Raw genomic sequence first — 19547 nt, 5'->3', positions numbered from 1 at the left:
GAGACGGCGGAAAATGACGGACAAGACCATGAAGAAAAGGCGTCTGGCGCCTGCCGCATCGCTGGCGCTGCTGCTGCTCGGCGGATGCTCGTTCATCCCCGAATACATCCGGCCGGCATCCCCGGTGTCGGAAGCTTGGCCGACCGGCCCCGCCTATGCCGACTCCGGCGCCGCCCAGCCGGTCGGCAGCGGACCGCAGCTGGCGGACCTGGGATGGGAGGAATTCTTCCGCTCGCCCCAGCTCCGCAGCCTGATCGATCAGGCCCTGGCGAACAACCGCGACCTGCGGGTAGCGGCGCTCAACGTCCAGCAGGCCCAGGCACAGTACCGCATCCAGCGGGCCGACCTGCTGCCGTCGGCGGATCTCGGCGGCAGCCTTCAGCGTCAGCGGACGCCGGGCGACCTGTCGCGCACCGGCAGAGCCTCGATCACGAGCCAGTACGACGTCAGCGTCGGCACGACGGCCTACGAACTCGACCTTTGGGGCCGCGTCCGGAGCCTGGAGCAGTCGGCCCTGGAAAGCTACTTCGCGACCGACCAAGCCAGGGTCGCGACCCAGATCTCGCTGATCGCCGAGGTTGCCAACGCCTATCTGACGCTGCTGGCGGACAAGGAGCTGCTGAAGCTGACGGAGGATACGCTGCGGACGCAGCGGCAGTCCTACGACCTGACCTCGCGCAGCTTCGATCGGGGCGTCGGCACCCAGCTCGACGTGGCCCAGGCGCGCACCGCCGTCGACACGGCGCGGGCCAACCGCGCCGCCTATGTCCGGCAGATCGCGCAGGACAAGAACGCGCTGAGCCTACTTGTGGGATCTCCGATCGTCGATCAGGTGCTGGACAAGGCACCGCCGCTCGGCACCGGCGATTTCGTAGCCAACCTGCCGGTCGGTCTGCCCTCCGGCCTGCTGCAACGCCGGCCGGACATCATGCAGGCGGAATACAATCTGCGGTCCGCGAATGCCAATATCGGCGCCGCACGGGCCGCCTTTTTCCCGAGCATCAGCCTGACCGCTTCCGCCGGAACCGCCAGCGCTTCGCTGTCGGGGCTGTTCGAGGGCGGCAGCGGCGCCTGGGCTTTCGCGCCGCAGATCAACCTGCCGATCTTCGACTTCGGCCGGCGGGAAGCGAACCTGGAAAGCGCAAAGCTCCAGCGGGAAATCGGCGTCGCCCAGTATGAGAAATCGATCCAGACGGCCTTCCGCGAAGTGTCCGACGCGCTGGCGGCCCAGGGTACCTTGGACGACCAGCTCGATGCGCAAAGCTCCCTGGTGGATGCCACGCAGTCCAGCTACGACCTGTCGATCCTGCGCTACAACCGGGGCCTCGACAGCTTCCTCAACGCGCTGGACAGCCAGCGGTCGCTTTATGCGGCACAGCAGGACCTGATCAACGCGCGGCTGTCGCAGCTCAGCAATCTGGTGACGCTCTACAAGGTGCTGGGCGGCGGCGCTCCGAAAACCACGGTCGCCGGTCTCTGACGCTTTCCACCTTTCCGTTCGATGTCTATCGTGTGCAATCGATACCGACATCGAACGGAAAAGGGAGAGGAAGCGACGATGAAACAGGTCATGTTCGTTGAACTGGGCATGGGCGCCGACCTTCACGGTCAGGATGTGACCAAGGCGTCGATCCGGGCGGTCCGCAACGCCATCGAGCGCAATTCCATGCCCGGCATGCGCGGTCTTGTCGGCGGCGACACCGGCAAGATGCAGGTGCGGGTCCATCTGGCGGTCCCCGCCGATGCCGAGAAGCTGGACGAGGACGCCGTCCGCGCCGTCTTTCCCTATGGCAACGTCAGCATCCATGTCGGTCCCGGCGGGATGCTGGCGCCCAGCGGCATCTTCCTGGCGGACAAGGACGACAAGAACGAGATGATCTACATCGTCAACGCCGCGGTCGAAGTCGGTATCTGACGGGCCTCGGCGCCCCCTTCGACGTATTCCAGTACGATCCGGTGCAGATCGTTGGCGGCAACCGGCTTGTGCAGGATGCCGAAACCCCGCCGGCCGACCCGGTCCAGGATGCCTGGGGCGGTATCGCCGGTCAGGACGATACCGGGTATGCCGGGGCCGGCGATCTCGCGGATCGCATCGATCGCCTCCGGTCCGGTATTGCCGTCGGCCAGGCGGTAGTCCGCGACGATCAGGTCGGGCGAGCGGGTTCCGTCCGCCACCTGCTGGACTGCTTCGTCCAGCGACATGGCCGAAATCACCTGATAGCCCCAGCTTTCCAGCAGGACCCTAAGCCCCATCAGAATGATGGCCTCGTCGTCGAGGATGACGACCAGTCCCCGCGTATCCGGATCGTGTCGCTCTTCCGCCGCTGCCGCCACTTCTTCCGTCGTCGAGCGTTTCGGACAGGGTAGATCGACAAGCGGCACTTCGACCGAGACTCGGGAACCATGGCCGGGTGCGGACTCGACCGTGATGCGGTGGCCGAGCAGGGCCGCCAAGCGCCGCACGACAGCCATTCCAAGACCCATGCCTTCCCCGCCATCGGGACATTGCGCAAAGGAGTCGGACCAGCCGGGCGTCGTGCCGATTCCGGTGTCCATGACGTCGATCCGGAGGGTCCCGGACACCCGGCGGCAACCGATCAGTATTCGGCCCTGCGTCGTGTGCCGGAGCGCGTTCTCTATCAGGTTGCGCAGGATGGTTTCCAGCAGGGCCGGATCGCTGGCGATGCGCATCGAGCACCCTACGGTCCGCAGGCTGACGCCCTGCCGTTCGGCGCGCTGGCCGTACTCGGCGCTCACCTTGCCGACCAGCGTATCGGCGGGGAATACCGTGATCCTTGGCGTGACGGCAGCCGCATCCAGCCTGGATATGTCCAGCAGCCCGTCCAGCAGGCGCTTCAGGGCGTCCGTCGCCTGATCGATGCTGCCGGCCAGCGGCAGCATCGGATGGCCGCGCAGTCCGTCGGCCAATGCGGCGCTCAGGAACAGCAGCGACTGTACCGGCTGGCGCAGATCGTGACTGGCGGCGGCGAGCAAACGGGATTTGGACAGCACGGCCTGCTCCGACTCCGCACGGGCGGCCTTCACGACCGCGTCGGCTTCATGCCGCACCGTCACGTCGCGCATGAAGCCTGTGAAGAAGCGCCGGCAACCGTCCTTCCATTCCGCGACCGAGAGTTCGAGCGGGAAGGTCGAACCGTCCTTGCGGCGCCCTTCAAGTTTGCGTCCCTTGCCGATCACGTTCCGGTCGGCACCATGCCGGTAGTTCCAGATGTAGCCGTCATGGACGGCCCGGTCCCGTTCGGGCATCAGCACGGTGACATTGCAGCCGACGATCTCGCCGGACTGGTAGCCGAACAGGCGCTCCGCGGCGGGATTGAAGGATTGGATCACGCCGCGCTCGTCGATCACGACCATGCCGTCGGGTGCCGTGGAGACGATGGCGCGGTTATGGGCCTCGGCCCATGCGCTGTGCTGGTCCGCCCGGCGGCCTTCGGTCACGTCCTGGAAGCAGATCATCAGCCCGTCGGATGTCGGGAAAGCACGGATCGACAGCCAGCGGTCGTGAACGCCGAAATACTCTTCGAAACTGACCGGCACGCGTTCGGCCATGGCGCGCTCGCACTCACGCTGAACCAGACCGCCCGCCGCTTCCGGAAAGACTTCGAACAGAGGGATGCCGATCATGTCGCGGTCGGGATCGACGATGGCCCGGGCTCGACCGTTCATGAACGAGATGCACCAGTCGCGGTCGATCTCGCAGATCCCGTCGGTGGAACTCTCCAGAACGGCGGCCATCTTGCGCGCGGTATCGTCCACCACTCCGCGCTCCTTCTCGCGCCGCTCCAGCGCTTCCGCCATGGCGTCGAAGGCGCGCGCCAGCACGCCGAACTCCGACCGGTCGTCGGACAGCCCGACGCGGGCCCGGTAGTCGCCGGCACCCCAGCGTGCCGAAGCCTCGACCAGGGCGGAGACCGGACGCCGGATGAACCGCTGTCCCAGAAAGGCGGCCGCCAGCAGCGCCGCCGCCAGACCGCCGGTCAGGAAAAGCACGCGCCGGAGAGTGGCCGAGTCCAATCCCCTTTGGATGTCGCGCGGATCGATACCGACACCGATGAAGAGCCCCTGGGGCGATGCAGAAGGCTGGACGGTCGCCTGGACTACCGGAGAGTCGGCCGGCACGCCGGGAGCGGCAAGGTTTTCCAGGGTGCGTCCGACGGCCGACCGGCCTGCCTGATCCGCAGGATCGGGCCGGCGCGCCAGGATAGTGCCGGTACGGTCGGCCACCGTCAGCGAGACGTTTTCCGGCAGTCCTGTGAAGGAACGGTCCGTCTTCCACCAGGCCACGTCGAGCATGACCGCCACGATCCCCCTGACCTGGCCGTCGCTGCCCTGGTAGCGCACGGCGAACGGCAAGGCTGCTCCCGACGCTCCCATGCGGATATAGTCGCCGACCAGGAAACGGTCGGTCTTGAGGGCCGCCATAAGATCGAACCGGCTGCCCAACGGTCGGCCTACCTGATCGGGCCGGCTGGAGCAGACCACCGTGCCGACCCTGTCCGTTACCGAAATGATCTGCTCCCGCGGGAGCGCCGCGGCGGACCGGTCTAGGAACGCCTGACAGCCATGGGAGTCGCCGTCGCGCACGGCGGCGGAGGCGGCGACCAGCAGCGCGGTCTGCCTGATGCCGTCGAAGACCCGCGCCTGCTCCGCCTGGATGGTGTCGCGCAACTGGGCCGCTTCCGCCCTGACATTGGCTCCGGCGGTGCTGCGGGCGTCGAATTCATCGAAAATCCCGAAGCCGATCGCCGGCAGAATGGCGACGAGGACCGGAATGAACAGGCGGGACAGGAGGCTCATTTAAAGGCGCCCAAGCCGTGCTTCGGTTATCGGGGCGCTTACCGGAAAATGCTGCAAAGGACGCCACCGGGTTGATCTGGCCTGCTCGGCAACCACCCCTTTGCCAAGGGTTCCATGGCCGAACAGGAGTCAAGACTCGGCGATTATGGTTAAGAAAAACATAATAGAAGCTGGTGTAGTGACTGGTTGACGGGCTCGCCCGAACTGGACAGACCCGGCCCGGTCAGCACACCGGTACGGCTGCGGAACGACGACGCACGGGCGCCGGCCGCCAGATGCTGAGGCAGGCGGATGCCGTCATCCCCTTGCCGATGCAGCGCTTGCCGTTACCGTCCCTGAACCACAGGCAGTAATGACCGGCGACATCCCGCTCGAAGATGAAGACCGGCTCGCCGACGCCGGGCAGGGAGATCAGCAGACGGTCGTGGTGACGTTCCGTCTGGCGCGCGACCCCCGCCCAGGCGCCGCGCGAGCACTTGGGCAGAGCCACCTCGTAAAAGGCCGACAAGTCGGCTGGAGTGAACCTGCAACTGGGGAACGGGATCACGTTCATCGCATCGCTCCTGGTATTTTCCGTCCCCAGGATGGGGAATGACCGGGAAACTAAACCGGAGCCAGCTATACCGCTGTGAACGAGATCACTGTACGTTGAATTCACGTGCCTTTTTTCCAGGAGCATCCTTTTCGATGCAGGGACCGATGGTACAGGCATCGCTCTCGAGCTGGATGGTCGAGTGCTGGATGTTGAAGCGGCTCACCAGTTCCACGCGCAGCCGGCGCAGCACCTCGTCATGATCGGCATCGGTGTGGAGGCTGGCATGGAAGGTGATCAGAGGTCGTTCCGGCGTCAGGCACCAGGCATGGACATGATGGACATCCTCCACACCGGGAACGGCATCGGTCAGTTCGCGCCGCAGGCGGTCCACGTCCAGCCCTTCCGGCGTCCCTTCCATCAGGACATGCCAGGAGCGGCCGATCAGCGTCCAGGCGCTGCGCAGGATCAGCAGCGCCACCAGCACGGACAGGATGGGGTCGATCGGCGTCCAGCCGGTCCACAGGATGACAACCGCCGCGACGATGGCCGCGACCGAGCCCAGCAGGTCGCCCAGCACGTGCAGGGCGGCCCCCCGCATGTTGAGGTTTTCCTGATTGCCGCCGTGGAGGATCAGGAAGCCGGTGATATTCACGGCAAGGCCGACCGCCGCGATGACGAGCATGGTGGTGCCGACGATCGGGACGGGATCGAACAGACGCCGGACGGCTTCGACCGTGATCCATCCGGCGACAGCCACCAGCGTCACGCCGTTGATCAGCGCCGCCAGGACCTGGAAGCGGTGCTGGCCGTATGACCGCTTGTCGGTCGCCGGCCGCCGGCTGACCACGAAGGCGTACCAGGAGAGCGACAGCGCCGCCGTATCCGTCAGCATGTGGCCGGCATCGGCCAGCAGGGCCAGCGACCCGGCAAGGATGCCACCGACCGCTTCCACCACCATGAAGCCGCCGGTCAGGATCAGGGCCAGCAGCAGGCGCCGCTCGTCATGGGCGTGGGCATGGATGTGCCCGTGACCATGCCCGTGGTGATCATGGCCGTGTCCATGATCTTGCCTATGGCCATGGTCATGCCCGGGGTGATGGCCATCGTCGTTGGCGTGCGGATGCGAACCCATGACCCTTATGCTTTCAAGCTTCGGTGGTGGACAGGCGGGCCGGAAAGACCCGCCTGTCTCCTATTTAAGCATGAAAACGTGTGGCGCACGTCAACTGCGCAAAGTGCCGCCGGTCGCCTTGGCGACGGCCGCGACGATCTTCGCGCCGATGGCGTCGATCTCCGGCTCGGTCAGCGGCTTGGCCGTCGGCTGGATCGTCACCGCGATGGCGAGCGACTTCCGGCCCGGCTCGATCCCCTGCCCCTGATAGACGTCGAACACGGCGACATCGCTGATAAGCGTCTTGTCGGCGCCCTTGGCGGCCCGGACCAGCTTTTCCGCTTCCACCGAGGCATCGACCAGGAAGGCGAAGTCGCGCTGGACCGGCTGGAACATCGACAGACGGAGCAGCGGCCTTGCGGTCCCGCCCTTCTTCTTGGGCAACGGCACGGCGTCGAGCATGACCTCGAACGCCACGACGGGTCCCTTGACGCCCAGGACTTCCAGCACTTCCGGATGCATCTCTCCGAAGCGGGCGAGCACGGTCGGACCCAGCCGCAGCACGCCGGAGCGGCCGGGATGGTACCAGCCCGGCGCATCGGTCGTGAACTGAAGGTTGGTCGTCGGCGCCCCGACCTGATCGAGCACGGCCAGCGCGTCGGCCTTGGCGTCGAAGGCATCGACCGGGCGTTGCTTTTCGGCCCACTGGCGCGGAACCATCACGCCGGAGCGCACGCCGGCGGCGACGGTATCCTGTCCCTGCGGCGACGGGTCGCGGAACATCGGCCCGACCTCGAACAGCCCGGCATCGGCATAGCCCCGGTCGGCATTGCGCCCGACCGCCTGGATCAGGTTGGGCAGGATCGAGGGCCGCATCACGTCCAGGTCGGCGCTGATCGGGTTGAGCAGGCGCAACTCGTCCGGCACACCGCCGAACAGGTCGATATGGGCCGACGACATGAAGGACCACGTCACCGCTTCCGACAAGCCGCGCTCCGCCAGCACGCGCTTGGCCGTGACGACCCGCTTCTGCTTGACGTTCAGGGCCGGCTTGGTGATGGCGGAGGTACGCTCCAGCGGGATGGCCGGGATGTGGTCGTAGCCGTTGACCCGCAGGATCTCCTCGACCAGATCCGCTTCGCCGTGGATATCGGCGCGCCAGCTTGGGATCGAGACCTCCATGACGCCGTCGTCGCGGGTCTTCACGCCGCAGCCGAGCGCTTCCAGGATGCGGATCTGTTCCGGAACCGGAACGTCGACGCCGCCGAGGCCGAGCACCCGTTCCGGGCGCAGGGTCAGGGTGCGGTGCCATTCCGGCTCCTGCCCGGCGATCACCAGTTCGCTGGGACAGCCGCCGCAGATCTCCAGGATCAGGCGGGTCGCGATCTCCGCGCCCGCAACGACGAAGGCGGGATCGACGCCGCGCTCAAAGCGGTAGCGCGCATCGCTGTCGATCGACAGCCTGCGGCCGGTCTGCGCCGTGCGGACGGGATCGAACAGCGCCGCTTCCAGGAACACGTCGGTCGTCGTCTCGGTGACGCCCGTGCTCTCGCCGCCCATCACGGCGCCCAGGCTGACGACGCCGCTGTCGTCGGCAATCACGGTCATGCCGGGTTCGAGCGTGTATTCCTTGCCGTTCAACGCCATCAGCGTCTCGCCGGCCTTGGCCGGCCGGACGATCAGACCGCCGTGCAGCTTGCCGGCGTCGAAGACGTGAAGCGGACGAGCGACATCGAATGTCATCAAATTGGTGATGTCGACCAGCGCCGAGATCGGCCGCAAGCCGATGGAGAGCAGGCGATCCTGAAGCCAGCGGGGGCTGGGGCCGTTCCGGACGCCCCGGATCAGCCGGCCGACGAACATCGGACAGGCCGATGCCTCGCCTTCCGGGAAATCGAGGGAGACGGTGACCGGGCTGGCGAAGCCGCCCGGCACCGGAGTCGTGTCGATCGGCTTGAGCGGGCCGAGACCAGCGGCCGACAGGTCGCGGGCGACGCCGCGCACCCCCGCGCAGTCCGCCCGGTCAGGCGTAAGGGAGATGTCGACCAGCGGGTCGTCCAGGCCCAGCACCGATGCGAAGGGAGCGCCGACCGGCGCGTCCTCCGGCAGATCGATGATGCCGTTGTGCTCATCCGACAGGCCCATTTCCCGCTCGGAGCAGAGCATGCCGTTGGATTCGACGCCCCGGATAACGCCCTTCTTCAGCTCGACGCCGGTCGCCGGAATGGTCGTGCCGGCCGGCGCGAAGACGCCTTTCATGCCGGTACGGGCATTGGGAGCGCCGCACACGACCTGAACCGTTTCGGACCCGGTATCGACCATGCAGACGCGCAGCTTGTCGGCGTCGGGGTGCTTTTCGGCCGAGACCACATAGGCGACCTTGAAGGGCTCCAGGCCCTTGGAGCGGTCGATCACCTCCTCGACCTCGAGGCCGAGGGCGGTCAGCTTTTCGGAAATCGTATCGACGTCGGCCCCGGTATCCAGATGGGCCTTCAGCCAGGAAAGGGTGAACTTCATCGTCGGCTGTTCCTTAACGGGTCAGGCCCTGGGCCAGGGAAGGCGTATCGAGCGGCACGAAGCCGTAATGCTTCAGCCAGCGCAGGTCGGCCTCGAAAAAGGTGCGCAGGTCGGGGATGCCGTATTTCAGCATGGCGATGCGCTCGATACCCATGCCGAAAGCGAAGCCCTGGTAACGGGTGCTGTCGATGCCGCAGTTCTCCAGCACGTTGGGATGGACCATGCCGCAGCCCAGGATCTCCAGCCAGTCGCCGTAGTTGCCGATCTTCAGCTCCCCGCCGCGCCGCAGGCAGCCGATATCGACTTCCGCCGAGGGTTCGGTGAAGGGGAAGAAGCTGGGGCGGAAGCGCAGCGGCAGGTCGTCCACGTCGAAGAAGGCGCGGCAGAACTCGACCAGGCAACCGCGCAGGTGCGCCATGCTGGTCTTCTCGTCCACGACAAGACCTTCGACCTGATGGAACATCGGGGTGTGGGTCATGTCGTAGTCGGAACGATAGGTCCGGCCGGGAATGATGACCCGGATCGGCGCCTTGTCCTTCAGTAGCGAGCGAACCTGCACCGGCGAGGTGTGTGTGCGCAGGAGCATGCGGCTGCCGTCGGCTGGCCGGTCAGGCAAATAGAAGGTGTCGTGCATATCGCGCGCCGGATGGCCGGGCGGGAAGTTCAGCGCCGTGAAGTTATGGAAGTCGTCTTCGATGTCCGGCCCTTCGGCGACCGAGAACCCCATGTCGGCGAAAATCGCCGTCAGCTCGTCGATGGTCTGGGTGATCGGGTGGATGCGGCCCTGCTGTTCGGCCCGGACCGGCAGAGTGACGTCGATCCGCTCGGCTTCCAGCCGCAGCGCCAGCGCCGCGCGGTGCAGTTCCGCCTTGCGGATATCGAGGGCGGCGCCGACCTCGTCCTTCAGAGCGTTCATCGCCTGACCGCGCTCCTTGCGCTCGTCGGGCGAGAGGGAGCGCATGTCGGCCATCAGGCCGGTGATTCGGCCTTTCTTGCCGAGTGCGGCGACGCGCACCTCTTCCAGCGCCGCCAGATCAGCGGCCTCGGCCACCGCCGCCAGCAGTTCCGTCTTCAGCGCTTCGAGAGCGGACATGGGATTCCTCGTCAGGGTTGCAGGCTAGCAAGGGATGGGCATTGGGCAGCTATTGGGAAACCAGAAGCCCGAACGCGAAAAGGGGGCAGCCCAGCCGGGCTGCCCCCTTGTCAATTGCCGTCAATTCCATCGGCGCCCGCTGAAAAGGGGACGCCTAAGTGAATCAAGCAGCCTGGGCGAGAGCGGCCTGGGCCTGATCGACCAGGACCTTAAACGCTTCCGGCTCGCGCGCGGCGATGTCGGCCAGGACCTTGCGGTCGACCTCGATGCCGGCCCGCTTCATGCCGTTCATGAAACGCGAGTAGGTCAGGCCGTGCTGGCGCGCACCGGCGTTGATACGCTGGATCCAGAGGCCGCGGAATTCGCGCTTCTTGTTGCGGCGGTCGCGATAGGCGTAACGAAGCGCCTTTTCGACCTTCTGGATCGCAATGCGGAAGCACTTGCTGGACCGGCCGCGGTAGCCCTTGGCCAGCTTGAGGATCTTACGGTGACGGGCGTGAGTGGTTACGCCCCGCTTGACACGTGCCATAGGTCAGTTCCCCCGATCAGGCGTTGCGCAGGAAGTTTTTCAGGATGGTGACGCCATCCTGAGGAGCGAGCACCATCGTGCCGCGCGCATTGCGCTTCATCTTCTGGGTACGCTTGACCATGCCGTGGCGCTTGCCGGCGGCCTGAGCCTTGACCCGGCCCGAGGCCGTCACCTTGAAGCGCTTCTTCGAACCGCTATGAGTCTTCAACTTGGACATTTTCGCTCCTTAACCATGGAGTTGCTGTTCGGAGCGGTTGGGCATGTCCACAGGGTATTTCGACCCAGCCTCGCCGCTCGAATGAGCCGTGGGTTATACCGGCGAGGCCGGGGGAAAGCAAGCCGGCATTGACGATGGACGGCTGTGAATCCCGACCTGTTCAGAAGATCGCGGCCAAAAGGGCGCGGGTGACGCGGTCGGCCTGCGGAACCGGGATGTCCGCTGCATAGTCGCGTGCAGGCTGTCTGACAGGGAATGCCGAAGCGTCCGTCCACCGCCGGGTCGAGGATGCGAATGCGGACGATGCGGAAGAGGGTGGCACCGGGACGAAGTTGCCGGCCTGCCGCGTTCCAGGCGTTATGGTATGTCCGAACATGGTCGGCGCTCCGAGTTGTGATTACCTGTCACAGTCTATCGGAGCACCCCTTCGGAGGTAACAAGGGCGTAGATATAGATATGCCGGATTTTAGATGTATGTTGTCATAGTGCCCGGCTGCCGGAGTGCTTGGGCGAGCGGTCACTTGCCGCCGAACGGCACCGCCAGCGTGAAGTTCAGCACGTCGCCCGCGGTGCTGGAAGAAGCGCCATCCTGACCGCCTGGGTTGGTCACGTGGAAATAGGTAGCCCCGAGCCGCCAGTCGTTTGAGAACTCGTAAGCGGCTGCGATGCCGGTACGGATCTCGATCTGGCTGTTGGCGGGGTTGGTCGGGTCCCGGATCTCACCCCTGTCGGCAAGGCCGGCGGCGATGCTGGGCGTGAAGATGAAACCCTCTCCAAGCGACAGTTCCAGGCCGATGCCGCCATGGCTGCCACCTGGGGTTACCGCGTTGCGATCGCTTGGAGCCAGGGCCGCCCCTGTGGTCGGCGGAACGAATAGCCAGTATTTCAGGCCGATGCCCCAGTCGAGCTGGACATTCGAGGAAGGCTCGGACGGGCGAAGGTCGAAATAACCGACCCCGCCGGTGATGTATTCCGGCTTAACCTGCGACGGACTGGTCTGGGCCACCGCCGTGCCAGCCGCAAGGCAGAGTCCCAGTGCCACCGCTGCCAATACCATGCGACGCATCTGGATCACCTAGCCCCCTAATCCCAAACACCTGGGAGAGCTTATAGTAGGAAGTGTAACAATTGGTAAATAGTGCATGAGGCGAGTGATTGCACTCACCTTCAGGTAAGATTCCTGAACCTTTCAGTGGCAGCGACCAGGGCAGACCGGATTCCCGGTTCCATCGCCGAATGACCGGCATCTGGCACCACGTTATAGTCGGCTTCGGGCCATGCCCGGTGCAATTCGTCGGCGCTCATGATCGGGCAGACGATGTCGTAGCGCCCCTGGACGATGACCGCCGGTATGTGGCGGATGCGGTCGATCCTGTCCAGCAGGCGGTTCTCCGGGGTAAAGAGATTGTTGCGGAAATAATGCGCCTCGATTCGGGCGAGACTCAGGGCGTGGTTGTCCTCCCCCGAGGCCGACAGCAGTTCGGGACTCGGCAGCAATGTCGAGCAGGCGCCCTCATACATGCTCCACACCCTTGCCGCGCCCATCCGAATGGCGTGATCCGGACTGGTCAGGCGGCGGTAATACGACTCCAGCAGATCGCCGCGCTCTTCCGGCGGCAGGAAGTTGACGAAGTTCGTCCACGCTTCCGGGAAGATCGTCCGCATTCCATGAAGGAACCAGTCGATCTCCGACCGGCGCATCAGGAAGATGCCGCGGAGGATCAGCCCGATGCACCTGTCCGGACAGGCCTGCGCATAGGACAACGCCAGCGTGCTGCCCCAGGAACCGCCGAAGACGTGCCAGCGCGCGATGCCGAGTTGGGTACGCAGCAGTTCCAGGTCGGCGATCAGGTGCTCGGTGGTGTTGTTCCGCACTTCTCCAAGCGGAGTCGACCGGCCAGCGCCCCGCTGGTCCATGATGATGATCCGGTAATGCGATGGATCGAAGAACCGGCGGTGGGTCGGCGACGCCCCTGCACCCGGCCCGCCATGAAGGAAGATGACCGGAACCCCGCGAGGGCTGCCGGATTGTTCCCAATATAGGGAATGTACCGCATCGACCTGGAGCAAACCGGTCTGATAAGGGTCGATAGGCGGAAACAACTCGGTGCGAGGCATCAGGGTGGGCCGTATGGTGTCGTGAGTAGGCGAGTTTATGGGACGGCGGTCGCCGTGGCAAAGACGCGTTATGCGGGAGATTGAAAAAGGTTGATGGAAATGACCGGAGCCAAGCGAATACTGCTACGCCTGATTACCGTACTTCTGGTCCTGCTGCAAACCCTGGCGGTTCCATCCTGGGCAGCCGGAAAGACCGGCGGACAATTGGAAGAAAGGCCGGCGGACGGAAAGCTGACAGAGGGAACCTCCGCCAGGGTGGTCGAGGTGATCGACGGCGACACGGTCGTCCTGGACGACGGCAAGGAGGTTCGGCTCGTCGGAATCCAGGCCCCGAAGCTGCCGCTAAACCGGCCCAACTTCAAGGAATGGCCACTGGCGCGGGAGGCGAAAACGGAACTGGAAAAGCTGGTACTGAGCAAGCGCGTGACGCTGTCGTACGGCGGCACCCGCATGGATCGGCACGGGCGTACGCTGGCCCACCTGCACACCGAAGATGGCATCTGGGCACAGGGAGAGATGCTGAGCCGGGGTCTGGCGCGGGTCTATACCTTCTCGGACAACCGTGCGGCGGCACCGGAGCTGATGGCGCTCGAAGCGGGCGCGCGGGAAGCGAAACGCGGCATCTGGGCGCTGAACTATTACCGGGTGCAGGATGCGGACGGCAAGGTCGGACCTCCCGACACCTATCAGCTCGTCGAAGGTACGGTTGCCGAGGTAGCGGACGTACGGGGGCGGTTCTTCCTGAACTTCGGCCAGGACTTCAAGACGGACTTCACCGCCGGGATATCGCCCCGGGACGCGAAAGCCTTCGCGTCGTCCGGAATGGACCTGAAATCGCTGAAGGGAAAGCGTATCCGCGTCCGTGGCTGGATCGATGAACGCAACGGTCCCGCAATGGACCTGACGCATCCCGAACAGATCGAGCTGCTGCAGTAGAAGTCTGCCGTAAACGAAGTTGGGCCATGGTCCGACCTACGACTGAACGTAGGTCGGACCATGGCCCAACAACTTCAACGGACCCGAGAACCGATCAGGCGGTGCGACGCTGCGACAGCAGGCGAAGCGGCTTGGCCTTGCCTTCGACGACTTCCCGGTTGATCACGACCGACTCGACACCGGTCATGCCGGGCAGTTCGAACATGATGTCGAGCAGGACGGCTTCCATGATCGAGCGCAGGCCGCGGGCACCGGTCTTGCGCTGCATCGCCTTGCGGGCGATGGCGGCAAGGGCGTCCTCGGAGAACTCCAGGTTCACCGACTCCAGTTCGAACAGGCGCTGATACTGCTTGACCAGGGCGTTCTTCGGCTCGGTCAGGACCTTGATCAGAGCCGACTCGTCCAGATCCTCAAGGGTCGCCACCACCGGCAGGCGTCCGACGAACTCGGGGATCATGCCGAACTTCAGCAGATCCTCGGGCTCGACCTCGCGCAGCAACTCGCCGATGCCGCGCTCATCCGGGCCTTTGACGTCAGCGCCAAAGCCCATCACGGTGCCCCGGTTGCGCTGGGCGATGACCCGGTCCAGCCCGGCGAACGCGCCGCCGCAGATGAACAGGATGTTGGAGGTATCGACCTGGATGAATTCCTGGCCGGGGTGCTTGCGGCCGCCCTGGGGCGGGACCGAGCAGACCGTACCTTCGACGATCTTCAGAAGCGCCTGCTGTACGCCTTCGCCCGAAACGTCGCGGGTGATCGAGGTGTTCTCGCCCTTGCGGGAGATTTTGTCGATCTCGTCGATATAGACGATGCCGCGCTGTGCCCGTTCGACATTGTAGTCGGCGGCCTGGAGCAGCTTGAGAACGATGTTCTCGACGTCCTCGCCGACATAGCCGGCCTCGGTCAGGGTGGTCGCGTCGGCGACGGCGAAGGGCACGTCGATGATGCGGGCCAGGGTCTGGGCGAGCAACGTCTTGCCCGAGCCGGTCGGCCCCAGCAGGAGGACGTTGGACTTGGCGATCTCGACGTCGCCCCGGCCGGCGCCGGCGCCATTGGCCAAGCGCTTGTAGTGATTGTGGACCGCTACCGCCAAAACCTTCTTGGCCTGCGCCTGCCCTATCACGTAGCTGTCGAGCGTCGCCGCGATCTCGCGCGGAGCCGGGGTACCGACCGCCTTGGTATCCCGCTCCTTGTTCTCCTCCCGAATGATGTCGATGCAAAGATCGACGCATTCGTTGCAGATGAACACGGCGGGGCCGGCGATCAGCTTCACCACTTCATGCTGGCTCTTGCCGCAGAAGGAGCAGTAGAGGGTTTGGTTCGAGTGTTCTTTCGTCATATCCGGGCTGTACCTTGGTCCCTGCGAGCAACCGGAACTGCATCACGACTCGATGCGGCGAAGCGGTGTGGGTTATCCGCGTCTATCCACAATGTATGGTGCATCCCCAACAGTTAACAGTTCCGAGGTGGATTTTCCGTTTAGAAGGTTCCAGCCTGTTGCAGTACTGCATGATGATAACAGTCCTGCACGTGAATCATGGCAGCGTCAACACGACGCATGACATAGAACGTCACGCCATTGTACCTGAACCCCGGTAACGGCGTGCCATTCGATGGCACGTCTGACACGATATCACGATGCACGACACACACCACCTGCAAAACCTCCTATTTTACGTGGACCCACCTGTCTAATTCGTATGAACGCGATTGCCGTTCGGGTCCTGTCCGGGTATGTTTCCGGCCATGACCGAAGCGGCCACCGACGCACCGATACCTCCGGTCGCTCCGCCTGCTGCCCGGATGTCCGGGCGCCTTACCGCCGGAAAGCGCCGCCGTCTTCGTCTGCCGATCGCCGCCGTGCTGGTGGCGGGTTTCGGGACTTTGATGCTTGCCGCAGTGGCTAGCGTCCTGATCCTGGGGCTCAGCAGTGCCGGACGCAACACATTTGCCCTGCTGAACGATAAAGCCGATCTGGCGATCGACAGCGTCGTGGTTCGGGTGCGTCACCAGCTCGATCCGGCACGGGATCAGATCACGTACCTTACCGGGCTGATAGAGAGCGGAAAACTCGATCCCGAAGACCGGCAAAGCATGCTCGACACGCTTCAGGGCGCGCTGGCTGCGACTCCGCAGGTCACGGGGGTCGGATTTTCACCTCTCAGTCAGGTGGTACTTCGAGCGGCCCGGGTCAACGGTGAGGTGCGTGAGTCGGTATTGGACCTCTCCGCCTCGTCCGAAATGACCCAGGCCATGGCCGAAGGCAAGGATCGGCAAGGTCCCTACTGGGCGGAGCCGGTCTGGTCGGCGGAGGGCAAGACCACGCTGCTGACGCTGCGGATGCCGGTCCGCCGTGACGACAAGTTCATCGGGATGATGATCGTGGCGGTGGCGCTCGGCGACCTGTCGCGCTTCCTGTCGGAACTCTACGTCGACGAGGGGCTGAGCGCCTTCGTCCTCTACGACCGCGACCACGTGATGGCGCATCAGGCCTTGCGCTACAAGGAATTCAATTTTTCCGAACAGGCCGGGCTGCCGCTGCCGCGCATCGATCAGGTGGACGATCCGGTGCTGGCGAGCCTATGGCGCAACAGCCGGCCGGCGGACAGCTTCACGATCACCGGCCGCAACCGGACCAACGCGGAAGTCGTCGAGATCGGCGACGACAGCCACTTGTTCCTGCTGCGCAGCCTGGAAGGCTACGGCGCCCAGCCCTGGACGGTCGGCATCAACTACCGGCTCGACGAGGTCGGCGTGGAGATCGAGCGCCTGTGGACCACGGCGCTGGTCGGTTTCGGCATCCTGCTGGTGTCAGTCGGTGCGGCGCTTTGGATCGGGCGCGCGATCAGCCGGCAGATCGGCCGTCTGGCGGCTGCCGCGTCCAGCGTCAGCGCGCTGGACTTCAAGGGCGCCCCTACCCTGCCCGACAGCCGCTTCCGCGAGCTGGCGAACGCGGCGGACGCCTTCAACGCCATGGTCGCCGGGCTCAGGTGGTTCGAGACCTATGTCCCCAAGGGTCTGGTGCTGCGGCTGATCCAGCGCGACGCATCGGACAAGACGGGCGGCGGCATCGGCTCGGAAGAGCGGCAGGTGACCGTCATGTTCACCGACATCCGGGGCTTCAGCGCGCTGGCGGAGGACTTGGGCGCCGCCGAGACGGCCGCTTTGCTGAACAGCCACTTCTCCCTGCTGTCCGCCTGCATCGAGGCTGAGGGCGGCACGGTGGACAAGTTCATCGGCGACGCCGTGATGGCGTTCTGGGGCGCGCCGGAAGTCCAGCAGGACCATGCGGCGAGGGCCTTGCGGGCGGCGCATGCGATTGCCGTGGCGATACATGGCGACAACGTCAAGCGCTGTGCCGTCGGTCTGCCGGCGGTCCGCGTGCGGATCGGCCTGCACAGCGGTCCGGTGGTCGTCGGCAACATCGGTTCGGCCAGCCGGATCAACTACACGATCGTCGGCGACAGCGTGAACACAGCCGCGCGAATCGAGGAACTGGCCGCCGGCCTCCAGGGCGAGGCCGAGGTGATCGTCCTGGCCGGCGCGTCGACCGCCGAGGAAAGCGGCGGCTGCGTCGCCTTGACCTCCGTCGGCATCCGCAACCTGCGTGGCCGGAGCGAGCGGGTCGAGGTGTTCAGGTTGGAGATTGAAGCTGATTCGATGATGCGGTGACCATGTTGGGCCCCGGCCCAACATGGTCACCAAGGGATCGTCAGGCGGCCAGCCCGGTCAGCAGGCCCTTCTCCAGCATCACCGCCAAGCGGCGGGAGAAGGCGGCGGGATCGGGGATCTGTTCGCCTTCCACGATGCGGGCTTGATCCAGCAGCAGCCATGCCACGTCTTCCAGACCGTCGCTGACACCGTCCTTGGCCGCCAGATCGGTCAGCCGGCGGATCAGCGGGTGGGTCGGGTTGACCTCCAGGATACGCTGGGCGCTGGTGTCGAGCTGACGGTGCTGCTTCAGCAGACGCTCCAGGTGCATGTCCATGTCGCCCTCGTCCGCCACCAGGCAGACTGGGCTGTCGGTCAGCCGCTCGGAAATGCGGACATCCTTGACGGCATCGGCCAGCGTCAGCTTGAGCGCCGCCACCAGACTGCCGAGATCGTTTTCGGCTGGTTTGTCCTCCGCCGGCTTCTCGGGCTCGTCCGCAGCCTTGATCCGGGACAGGTCGGCGCCGCCGCGGGTGACCGACTTGAACTTCTTGTCCTTGTACTCCGCGACCGACGGAATCCAGAACTCGTCGACCGGATCGGTCAGCAGCAGCACTTCGACGCCGCGTGCCTTGAAGCCCTCGATCTGCGGGCTGCGGCGGAGCGTGTCGATGTCATCGCCGGTGATGTAGAAGATCGCGTCCTGGCCTTCCTTCATCCGGCCGACGTAATCGTCCAGCGACACCAGGCCCTCGGCCCCGGTGGTACGGAAGCGCAGCAGCTTGGTGATCTGTTCGCGGTGCTCGTAGTCCTCGTAGAGGCCTTCCTTGAGGACGGCGCCGAAGTTTTCCCAGAAGGTGGCGTAGGCCTCGGCCTGCTCGGCGTCGTCGGCCTTCTTGACGAGGTCACCGAGCACCCGGCGGACGATGCCGCTGCGGATCTTGGCCAGCATCGGATTGTGCTGGAGCATCTCGCGGCTGACGTTGAGCGGCAGGTCCTCGCTGTCCACCACGCCGCGCAGGAAGCGCAGGTAGGGCGGAACCAGACCCTCGGCCTCGTCGGTGATGAACACGCGCCGGACATACAGCTTGACGCGGTGGCGGCGGTCCGGGTTGAACAGGTCGAACGGCTTGGTCGCCGGCACGAACAGCAGGCTGGTGTATTCAATCTTGCCTTCGGCCCGCCAGTGCATCGTCAGCCAGGGCTCGTCGAAGGCGTGGCCGACGTGATGGTAGAATTCCTTGTACTGCTCCGGCGTGATCTCGTTCCGGGAACGGGTCCACAGGGCCGACGCCTTGTTGAGCGACTGGGCTTCCTCGCCCTCGCCGTAGACGATCGGCAGCGCGATATGGTCGCTGTATTTCTGGACGATGCGGCGCAGCCGGCTTTCCTCCAGGAACTCGCCCTCGTCGGCCTTCAGGTGCATTTCGACGCGGGTGCCGCGCGGAACGTCGGCAGCTTCGCTGACGGTGAAGTCGCCCCTGCCGTCCGATTCCCAGCGCCAGCCCTGGCTTTCGCCGGCCTTGCGGGTCAGCACGACGACCTTGTCCGACACCATGAAGGCGGAATAGAAGCCGACGCCGAACTGGCCGATCAGCCCGACGTCCTTCTTGGCGTCACCGGTCAGCTTGTTCATGAAGGCGGCGGTACCGGAGCGCGCGATGGTGCCCAGATTCTCAATCAGGTCTTCGCGGTTCATGCCGACGCCGTTGTCGGCGACGGTCAGGGTCTTCGCTTCGGCATCGGTCGTCAGGCGGATCTTGAGATCTGGGTCTTCCGCCGAAAGTTCGGGTTGGGTCAGGGCCGCATAGCGCAGGCGGTCACAGGCATCTGAGGCGTTCGAGATCAGCTCGCGCAGGAACACTTCCTTTTCGCTATAGAGCGAGTGCGCAACGATATCGAGCAGGCGGCTGACTTCGGCCTGGAAACTAAGCCGTTCCTCGGACATTGCTGTTTCACCTTCGGTATAAGTTTAGCGTCGAAATCGGGTTGGGTGCGTAAGCTGTGCCAGATATGTGAAAT

At 65.0% G+C, this 19547-nt stretch carries 16 protein-coding genes; 4 read left to right on the top strand and 12 right to left on the bottom strand.

Features of this window, described 5'->3' with window-relative positions; all coding sequences use genetic code 11:
• The first annotated feature begins 13 nt into the window (after window positions 1–13).
• Window positions 14–1480 (top strand): AdeC/AdeK/OprM family multidrug efflux complex outer membrane factor, encoded by a 1467-nt coding sequence (adeC, locus tag N826_RS14850; RefSeq protein ID WP_280178471.1) that lies wholly within the window; start codon window positions 14–16, stop codon window positions 1478–1480.
• A 78-nt stretch (window positions 1481–1558) separates the two neighbouring features.
• Window positions 1559–1915, top strand: a complete 357-nt coding sequence (locus N826_RS14845) for a Lin0512 family protein (RefSeq protein ID WP_044430023.1) — start codon at window positions 1559–1561, stop codon at window positions 1913–1915.
• On the opposite strand, the gene N826_RS40025 is transcribed toward N826_RS14845, so the two are convergent.
• The 10 genes from N826_RS40025 to pip form a co-directional block, all read right to left on the bottom strand.
• On the bottom strand, window positions 1879–4818 hold the full coding sequence (locus N826_RS40025) for a PAS domain S-box protein (RefSeq protein WP_052831269.1): 2940 nt from the start codon (window positions 4816–4818) through the stop codon (window positions 1879–1881). The two genes, N826_RS14845 and N826_RS40025, sit on opposite strands and share 37 nt — an antisense overlap.
• A 223-nt stretch (window positions 4819–5041) precedes the next feature.
• The gene (locus N826_RS14835) at window positions 5042–5371 is read right to left on the bottom strand and encodes a hypothetical protein (RefSeq protein WP_044430022.1); all 330 of its coding nucleotides are present in this window, start codon (window positions 5369–5371) and stop codon (window positions 5042–5044) included.
• Window positions 5372–5456: 85 nt separating this feature from the next.
• Window positions 5457–6485 (bottom strand): cation diffusion facilitator family transporter, encoded by a 1029-nt coding sequence (locus tag N826_RS14830; protein WP_044430021.1) that lies wholly within the window; start codon window positions 6483–6485, stop codon window positions 5457–5459.
• Between the two features lie 90 nt (window positions 6486–6575).
• A complete protein-coding gene (pheT, locus tag N826_RS14825; protein WP_044430020.1) occupies window positions 6576–8981 on the bottom strand; it encodes a phenylalanine--tRNA ligase subunit beta in 2406 nt (801 codons plus the stop codon).
• 13 nt (window positions 8982–8994) lie between these two features.
• Window positions 8995–10074 carry a phenylalanine--tRNA ligase subunit alpha gene (gene pheS, locus N826_RS14820; RefSeq protein WP_044430019.1) on the bottom strand — a complete coding sequence of 360 codons (1080 nt, stop codon included), beginning with the start codon at window positions 10072–10074 and terminating at the stop codon, window positions 8995–8997.
• Window positions 10075–10237: 163 nt separating this feature from the next.
• A complete protein-coding gene (rplT, locus tag N826_RS14815; protein ID WP_044430018.1) occupies window positions 10238–10603 on the bottom strand; it encodes a 50S ribosomal protein L20 in 366 nt (121 codons plus the stop codon).
• Window positions 10604–10619: 16 nt separating this feature from the next.
• Entirely contained in the window at window positions 10620–10820 is a 201-nt protein-coding gene (rpmI, locus tag N826_RS14810; protein ID WP_044430017.1) for a 50S ribosomal protein L35, read from the bottom strand.
• Window positions 10821–10980: 160 nt separating this feature from the next.
• Window positions 10981–11196 carry a hypothetical protein gene (locus N826_RS14805; protein ID WP_044430016.1) on the bottom strand — a complete coding sequence of 72 codons (216 nt, stop codon included), beginning with the start codon at window positions 11194–11196 and terminating at the stop codon, window positions 10981–10983.
• 141 nt (window positions 11197–11337) lie between these two features.
• Entirely contained in the window at window positions 11338–11886 is a 549-nt protein-coding gene (locus tag N826_RS14800; RefSeq protein ID WP_147040757.1) for a hypothetical protein, read from the bottom strand.
• A gap of 101 nt (window positions 11887–11987) precedes the next feature.
• Window positions 11988–12938 (bottom strand): prolyl aminopeptidase, encoded by a 951-nt coding sequence (gene pip / locus N826_RS14795; RefSeq protein WP_044430014.1) that lies wholly within the window; start codon window positions 12936–12938, stop codon window positions 11988–11990.
• 93 nt (window positions 12939–13031) lie between these two features.
• Between pip and N826_RS14790 the strand changes: the two genes are divergently transcribed.
• Window positions 13032–13874, top strand: coding sequence for a thermonuclease family protein (locus N826_RS14790; protein ID WP_244619616.1), 843 nt, complete (start codon window positions 13032–13034; stop codon window positions 13872–13874).
• 94 nt (window positions 13875–13968) lie between these two features.
• On the opposite strand, the gene clpX is transcribed toward N826_RS14790, so the two are convergent.
• Complete coding sequence (gene clpX / locus N826_RS14785) at window positions 13969–15213, bottom strand: ATP-dependent Clp protease ATP-binding subunit ClpX (RefSeq protein WP_044430013.1); 1245 nt, start codon at window positions 15211–15213, stop codon at window positions 13969–13971.
• Window positions 15214–15620: 407 nt separating this feature from the next.
• Here clpX and N826_RS14780 point away from each other — a divergent pair, with 407 nt between their 5' ends.
• Window positions 15621–17546, top strand: coding sequence for an adenylate/guanylate cyclase domain-containing protein (locus N826_RS14780; protein WP_244619615.1), 1926 nt, complete (start codon window positions 15621–15623; stop codon window positions 17544–17546).
• Window positions 17547–17586: 40 nt separating this feature from the next.
• Here N826_RS14780 and htpG read toward each other — a convergent pair whose 3' ends face one another.
• The gene (gene htpG, locus N826_RS14775) at window positions 17587–19473 is read right to left on the bottom strand and encodes a molecular chaperone HtpG (RefSeq protein WP_044430012.1); all 1887 of its coding nucleotides are present in this window, start codon (window positions 19471–19473) and stop codon (window positions 17587–17589) included.
• Window positions 19474–19547: the final 74 nt, after the last annotated feature.

Origin of the sequence: Skermanella aerolata KACC 11604 (assembly GCF_000936425.1) — a bacterium.
Lineage (GTDB): Bacteria > Pseudomonadota > Alphaproteobacteria > Azospirillales > Azospirillaceae > Skermanella > Skermanella aerolata.
The sequence above is the reverse complement of the archived record's forward strand: the minus strand, read 5'-3'. Positions and strand labels throughout refer to the sequence as shown.